This window comes from Brevundimonas sp. CURTG3B2_SDJG (assembly GCF_057364705.1).
Window position 1 is genome coordinate 1 of the sequence record NZ_JBNFOJ010000159.1, and the last position, 7,107, is coordinate 7,107.

Here is a 7,107-nt window from a genome sequence, read left to right on the forward strand (position 1 = left end):
AGCGACCGGGTGGGGGCGGCTCGGGGCGGCGCGTCGCCTCTCGCGCCGCGCTTGACTTCGCGCCGGAGTCGGGGCCTAGGTCCGCTCGCTCTCGCGGGAGAGATCGGAGCCTCTTCGGAGGCTCCGGAGCCGAAGGCGCAACCGCCCCGGAAACGCTCAGGCAAAAGGACCGCGAAGGCGCACGGACGCTGGAAAGCAGGCCAAGGCCTCGCCGACGGAGCAAGCCCTTGTCATCCCGGGCGGTGCGAAGCGCCGAACCGGGACGGGGGCGGAATCTCTCAGGCTTCAGGACAGCGGGGGCGCGAGGACGGCGGAGCTTCCGCTTCAACACGCGACCGCGAGAGTCTGATGAGCGACGAAACCCTGAAGGTCACCCCGCTGAACGCCGCGCACCGCGCGGCCGGCGCCCGCATGGTCGGCTTCGGCGGCTACGACATGCCCGTCCAGTACGAAGGCGTCCTGGCCGAGCACCGCTGGACCCGCGAACACGCCGGCCTGTTCGACGTCTCCCACATGGGCCAGTGCAAGATCACCGGCGCCGACGCCGTCGCCCAGTTCGAGCGCTTCGTCCCCGGCGACTACGCCATCCTGAAGACCGGCAAGCAGAAATACTCGCTGCTGCTGAACGCCGAGGGCGGGATCATGGACGACCTGATGGCCGGCAAGCCCGACCATGACGGCCTCTACGTCGTGGTCAACGCCGGCAACAAGGACGCCGACTTCGCCTTCCTGCAGGCCAATCTGGAAGGCGACGCCGAGCTGAAGATCCTGGACGACCGCGCCCTGCTGGCCATCCAGGGCCCTGAAGCCGCCGCGGTCATGGAGGCGCACGAGCCGGTCCTGGCCGAGATGGGCTTCATGGACTCCGCCCGCCTGATGCTGTTCGGCGTCGACTGCTACGTCTCGCGCTCGGGCTACACCGGCGAGGACGGCTACGAGATCTCCGTGCCCGCCGACCAGGCCGAGCGCATCTGGAACACCCTCCTGGAGGACGCCCGCGTCAAGCCGATCGGCCTGGGCGCCCGCGACTCGCTCCGGCTGGAGGCCGGCCTGCCGCTGCACGGCCACGACATCGACGCCTCGACCAGCCCGGTCGAGGGCGCCCTGACCTTCGCCCTGTCGAAGTCCCGCAAGGAGCGCGCCGACTTCAACGGCGCCGCCCGCGTGCTGAAGGAGCTGGCCGACGGACCGTCGCGCGTCCGCGTCGCCTGGTCGTCAAGGAGGGCGCCCCGGCCCGCGAGGGCGCCGAGATCGCCGACCTGGACGGAAACGTCGTCGGCCCGGTCACCTCGGGCGGCCCGTCGCCGACCCTGGGCCGCAACATCGCCATGGGCTACGTCCCGCCGAAGTTCGCCGAGCTGGGAACTGAGCTGAAGGTCCTGGTGCGCGGCAAGCCCGCCGCCGCCGAGGTCGTCGCCACGCCCTTCGTCGCCCAACGCTACTATCGGAAGCCGAAGTAAGTTTTGCCGTCATCGCCGGGCTTGTCCCGGCGACCCATAACACCGCTGATGGGTGTTCGGACGGGATGGATCGAGATTATGGATCCCCACGACAAGCGCGGGGATGACGGAAGGAAGAGAACCATGCACTTCACCAAGGATCACGAGTGGGTTCGCCTCGACGGCGACGTCGCCACGGTCGGCATCACCAAGCACGCCGCCGAAGCCCTCGGCGATGTGGTGTTCGTCGAAACGCCCGAGGCCGGCAAGGCCGTCTCCAAGGGCGACAGCTTCGCCGTCGTGGAAAGCGTCAAGGCCGCCTCGGACGTCTACGCCCCGGTCTCGGGCGAGGTCGTCGAAGGCAACGGCGTCCTGGCCTCGGCCCCGGAAACCGTCAACGCCGACCCGGAAGGCGAAGGCTGGTTCGCCAGGATCAAGGTGGCGAACGCCGGCGACCTGGACGGCCTGATGGACCGCGCCGCCTACGACCAGTACCTGACCACGCTGTAACTTCGATGCCAGTCCCTTGTCATCCCGGACAGCGCGCAGCGCTGATCCGGGACGGGACCGGACACAACCTGTTCCGCCCCGGAGAGCGCAGCTCGTCCGGGGCACGCGCCGACCCAGACCGCCTTCGTCCCGGTTCAGCCCTTCGGACTGACCGGGACAGACCGAAAGTCCTCTCCCGTCCCGGATCGCCGCTTCGCGTCGTCCGGGATGACAAGGTGAAAGAACGATGCGTTACCTCCCCCTGACCACCGACGACCGCGCCGCCATGCTGGCGGCCATCGGCGTCAAATCGATCGACGACCTGTTCGTGGACGTGCCCCAGGCGGCCCGCCGCGAGGGCTTCGTCGACCTGCCGCGCGTCGCGGGGGAGCTCGAGGTCGAACGCGCTCTGGGCGCCATGGCCGCCAAGAACGCCGCCGCCGGATCGGTGCCCTTCTTCTGCGGGGCGGGCGCCTACAAGCACCATGTGCCGGCGACCGTGGACCACATCATCCAGCGGTCCGAGTTCCTGACCAGCTACACGCCCTATCAGCCCGAGATCGCGCAAGGGACCCTGCAGTACCTGTACGAGTTCCAGACCCAGGTCGCGAACCTGACCGGCATGCCGGTGGCCAACGCCTCGCTCTACGACGGCTCCACCGCCATGGCCGAGGGCGTGCTGATGGCCACCCGGGTGACCCGCCGCAACAAGGCGGTGATCTCGGGCGGCGTCCATCCGCACTATGTCAAGGCGACCGAGACCGTCGTCCACGCCGTCGGCGTCGAGACCCAGGTCCTCGCCCCGGCGTTCGACGCCGAGGCCGCCGTCATCGACCAGATCGGACCGGACACCGCTTGCGTCGTCGTCCAGACCCCGAACGTCTTCGGAACCGCGACCGACGTCACGAAGATCGCCGAGGCCGCCCACGCCGCCGGCGCTCTACTGATCGTCGTGGTCACCGAGGCCGTGTCGATGGGCCTGCTGAAGTCGCCGGGCGAAATGGGCGCCGACATCGTCGCGGCCGAGGGCCAGTCGATCGGCAACGCCCTGAACTTCGGCGGCCCCTACGTCGGCCTGTTCGCCTGCCGCGAGAAGCTGGTCCGCCAGATGCCCGGCCGCCTGACCGGCGAGACGGTCGACGCTGACGGTGAACGGGGCTTCGTCCTGACCCTGTCGACGCGCGAGCAGCACATCCGCCGCGACAAGGCCACGTCCAACATCTGCACCAACTCGGGCCTGTGCACCCTGGCCTTCACCATCCACATGAGCCTGCTGGGCGAGACGGGCCTGCGCAAGCTGGCCCTGCTGAACCACGAGAAGGCGCTGGCGACCCGCGACGCCCTGGCCGCCATTCCGGGCGTCGAAATCCTGACCCCGCGCTTCTTCAACGAGTTCGCGGTCAAGCTGCCCAAGAACGCCGCCGAGGTGGTCGACACCCTGGCCGCCCACCACGTCCTGGCCGGCGTGCCCTACAGCCGCCTCGCTCCCGACGCGGGCATGGACGACGTCCTGCTGGTGGCGGCCACCGAGACCACCCTGGACCACGACATCAAATTCCTGGCGACCGTGCTCGCCAAGGTCCTGGCGCACTGAGCGGAGACGGAACGATGAGCACCATGAACACCGTCGGCCGCCCGACCGCCCCGAACCCGGTCGATCACGACTACAAACACCCGACGCTGACCGGCGGTCGCGGCCTGCTGCAGAACGAGCACCTGATCTTCGAGAGCGACGGCTGGGGCAAGACCGGCGTCGATCTGCCCGAACCCAAGGCCGACGGCGGCGACCTCGGCGACCTGGTCCGCAAGGACCCGATCGGCCTGCCGGGCCTGTCGGAGCCCGAGGCCATGCGCCACTACGTGCGTCTCAGCCAGAAGAACCACGCCATCGACCTGGCCATCTATCCGCTGGGCTCGTGCACGATGAAGCATAACCCGCGCCTGAACGAGAAGATGGCGCGCCTGCCGGGCTTCTCGGACATCCACCCGCTGCAGCCGATCTCGACGGTCCAGGGCGCGCTGGAGCTGATGGACCAGCTGTCGCACTGGCTGAAGACCCTGACCGGCATGCCCGCCGTCGCCCTGTCGCCCAAGGCCGGCGCCCACGGCGAGCTGTGCGGCCTGATGGCCATCCGCGCCGCCCATGAGGCCAAGGGCGAGCATGAGCAGCGCCGCAAGGTGCTGGTCCCGACGTCGGCCCACGGCACCAACCCGGCCACCGCCGCCTTCGTCGGCTATTCGGTGGTCGAGGTCGCCCAGACCGACGACGCCGCGTCGACGTGGCCGACCTGGCCGCCAAGCTAGGCCCTGACGTGGCGGCCATCATGGTCACCAACCCGAACACCTGCGGCCTGTTCGAGCGCGACATCCTGGAGATCAGCCGCCTGACGCACGAGGCGGGCGCCTATTTCTACTGCGACGGCGCCAACTTCAACGCCATCGTCGGCCGGGTGCGCCCGGGTGACCTGGGCGTCGACGCCATGCACATCAACCTGCACAAGACCTTCTCGACCGCCCCACGGCGGCGGCGGGCCGGGCGCCGGTCCGGTGGTGCTGTCGGAAGCCCTGGCCCCCTTCGCCCCGGCCCCTTGGGTCGTGCACGACCAGAACGGCTACCGCCTGGTCGAGCGTGAGGAAGACGAGGCCGCCCAGGCCTTCGGCCGCCTCTGCGCGTTCCAGGGCCAGATGGGCATGTACGTCCGCGCCCTCAGCTACATGATGAGCCATGGCTCCGACGGCCTGCGCCAGGTCGCCGAGGACGCCGTCTTGAACGCCAACTACATCAAGGCCCGCCTGTCGGACCTGATGAGCCCGGCCTTCCCCGACGGCCCCTGCATGCACGAGGCCCTGTTCGACGACGAATGGCTGAAGGGCACGGACGTCACCACCCTCGACTTCGCCAAGGCGATGATCGACGAGGGCTTCCACCCGATGACCATGTACTTCCCCCTGGTCGTCCACGGGGCCATGCTGATCGAGCCGACCGAGACCGAGTCCAAGCAGGAGCTGGACCGCTTCATCGAGGCGATGCGCCTGTTGGCCGAAGCGGCGAAGGCCGGGGAGGTCGAACGCTTCAAAGGCGCGCCTTTCCACGCTCCCCTGCGCCGCCTGGACGAGACCCGCGCCGCCCGCTCGCCGGTGCTGCGCTGGACCGCGCCGGAGGGGTCCAACATCGCGGCCGAATAGGTCGCGATCAGCGTTCCCGCCCGGCCACCTGGCGCAGCGCGGCGAAGGCCGCTCTGCCGAAGGTTTCGGGATCGGCGTCGCCGGCGCGCACCTGGATCCCTCTCTGCGCCCGGACTCGACCAGCAACATCCGCACCCGGCGCGACGGTCCGCGCAGCAGCGGGACCCCGCTCACGCCGGGGTCGCCCTCGCCCCGCGACTAGGCCTCAGCCCCCGTTGCGCCGCACGCCCAGCTCCAGGTGGCTGCCGGGCAGGAAGCGGACCGTCAGCGGATCTCCGGCGTCGGCGATGGATTCGTCGCTGACGTCGCGGCCCGAGCCGTAGTTGATCTGGACGTCCGGCCGCTTGGGCACGGCCACCAGGGCCAGCAGGCGGCTGCCCGGCGCCAGGCGGACGGCGGTCACCGTCTGGCTCTCGAACGTCAGCCGCTCCCGCGCGCCCGGCTCCAGCAAGGTCCGTCGGGTCGGATCGGCCATGTGGCTGGCTCGTCCCAGATAGGAGGCCAGTCGCAGATAGGTCCCGTCCGCTCTCTGTTCGAAGAAGACCACCTCCAGGTCCAGGTCGCGCTTGTTCGTGACGATCTCGAACCGGCCGACGAAGCCCCCGGCGATCTCCAGCGGCCGGTCCAGCGGTTCCGTCGCGAACAACAGCCCGCCGCGCACATCCAGCTCGCCGGCCGGGGGCTCGAAGTCGATGTCGCTCCGGTCCGCCAGGTCTATGCGAAGCTCGACGCCCGGCCCGTCCGCCGGCGCGGCGGCGAGCCGATGGCGTCCATTTCCGTCCGCGCCGCCCAGGTGCAACCTGACCCGCTCATCGGCCATGGTCTCCAGGCTGGGCGAATGCCGCCACAGGTCTGCGCCCATGACCTGGAAATTCACCCGGTCCGCCAGCACCTCCGGCATCGGCGTTCCTCGGAACACGTGGTCGAACCACCGCATGCGGATCTCGGCCAGATCGATCATCGCGCTGCGGTCCACCGCATAGCCGTTGATCACCGGCAGGACGCCGCCCTGCTGGGCGGTGTGGTGATAGGGCCCGATGATCACCCGGTGATCCGCGTCGAGGTTCTGGCGCAGATGCTCCCGCAGATAGTGGAGGACCCCCACCATCCCGCCGTCGAAATAGCCGGTCTGGGCGTAGATCGGGATGTCGATGTCGGCGAACTCGGCCCCTTGCGGGATCAGCTGGCTCCAGTAGGCGTCGTAGACGAGGTGGTCCAGCCAACGGGCGAAGACCGGATTGGCGCGGCCGTCGATCCGCTCCAGGTCGCGATAGGGGCGTCCGCTCAGGTACCACTCCCGCATCATCCGGTCCCAGCGCTCGCGATCCCCGTAGGTCTTCTCGTCCAGTTCGGACCCGCTCGAGACATAGAGGGGCCAGGGATAGATGAAGGTCTGGAACACCCCGCCCTGCATCGGCGTGTCGATCCCGGGCGCGTTCGAAGCATTGGTGGCGATGGCCTTCAGCGCCGCTGGCCGCTGTTTCAGCGCCGCCCACTGGACGAAGCTGTTGTAGCTGCCGCTGAACATGCCCACCCGGCCGTCGCTCCACGCCTGAGCCGCCAGCCAGTCGATCACCGCCGCCGCGTCGGGCCCGTCATGCCGATAGGGCTCAGGCGCGCCCGTGCTGCGGTTCACGCCCCGCGAATAGGCGATCGCCCCGGCGTAGCCGCGCGCCGCCATCTGGACGGCGTCGGCGAAGGTCCAGTCGTGGCGGTTGTAGATGGTGAAGTTCAGCAGGGCCGTCACGGGCTCGCCGGTGCGGGGGCGCACGACCATGACGGCGATCCGGACGCCGTCGGCCGTCGGGACCGACGCCTGGTCGTCGATGAGGAAGCGCCGCTCCGCGTCGGCCCGGATCAACCGTTCCGACGTCGGCAGCAGATGGCTCCAAGTCTCCAGCGCCTGCCGGGCCGACACGGCCTCGAAGGCGGTCGGGCAGTCGGTCAGCGCCACCCCGGCGCAGGCCGCCGCCGCGCGCTGGTCGGCCTCGCG

Annotated in this window: 3 protein-coding genes, 2 pseudogenes and 1 riboswitch; of the genes and pseudogenes, 4 read left to right on the forward strand and 1 reads right to left on the reverse strand. The window is 69.7% G+C overall.

The features are described 5' to 3' along the window. Window positions 1-84: 84 nt before the first annotated feature. A riboswitch (glycine riboswitch) is annotated at window positions 85-182 on the forward strand. 166 nt (window positions 183-348) lie between these two features. From gcvT to gcvPB, 4 genes and pseudogenes are all read left to right on the forward strand, one after another. Continuing rightward, window positions 349-1,460: pseudogene (gcvT, locus tag AC2W7C_RS11470) on the forward strand (glycine cleavage system aminomethyltransferase GcvT). A gap of 123 nt (window positions 1,461-1,583) precedes the next feature. Then, window positions 1,584-1,949 (forward strand): glycine cleavage system protein GcvH, encoded by a 366-nt coding sequence (gcvH, locus tag AC2W7C_RS11475; RefSeq protein ID WP_486001556.1) that lies wholly within the window; start codon window positions 1,584-1,586, stop codon window positions 1,947-1,949. A 226-nt stretch (window positions 1,950-2,175) separates the two neighbouring features. Then, window positions 2,176-3,522 (forward strand): aminomethyl-transferring glycine dehydrogenase subunit GcvPA, encoded by a 1,347-nt coding sequence (gcvPA, locus tag AC2W7C_RS11480; RefSeq protein WP_486001557.1) that lies wholly within the window; start codon window positions 2,176-2,178, stop codon window positions 3,520-3,522. A 14-nt stretch (window positions 3,523-3,536) separates the two neighbouring features. Beyond that, window positions 3,537-5,114, forward strand: a pseudogene (gene gcvPB, locus AC2W7C_RS11485) (aminomethyl-transferring glycine dehydrogenase subunit GcvPB). 205 nt (window positions 5,115-5,319) lie between these two features. On the opposite strand, the gene AC2W7C_RS11490 reads toward gcvPB, so the two are convergent. Continuing rightward, the coding region (locus tag AC2W7C_RS11490) for a CocE/NonD family hydrolase (RefSeq protein WP_486001558.1) at window positions 5,320-7,107 on the reverse strand (1,788 nt) is incomplete at its 5' end.

What these genes read in the sequence shown, in the direction of transcription:
- gcvH (WP_486001556.1), top strand. Translation starts at nt 1,584, where the DNA reads ATGCACTTCACCAAGGATCACGAGTGGGTTCGCCTCGACGGCGACGTC.
- gcvPA (WP_486001557.1), top strand. Translation starts at nt 2,176, where the DNA reads ATGCGTTACCTCCCCCTGACCACCGACGACCGCGCCGCCATGCTGGCG.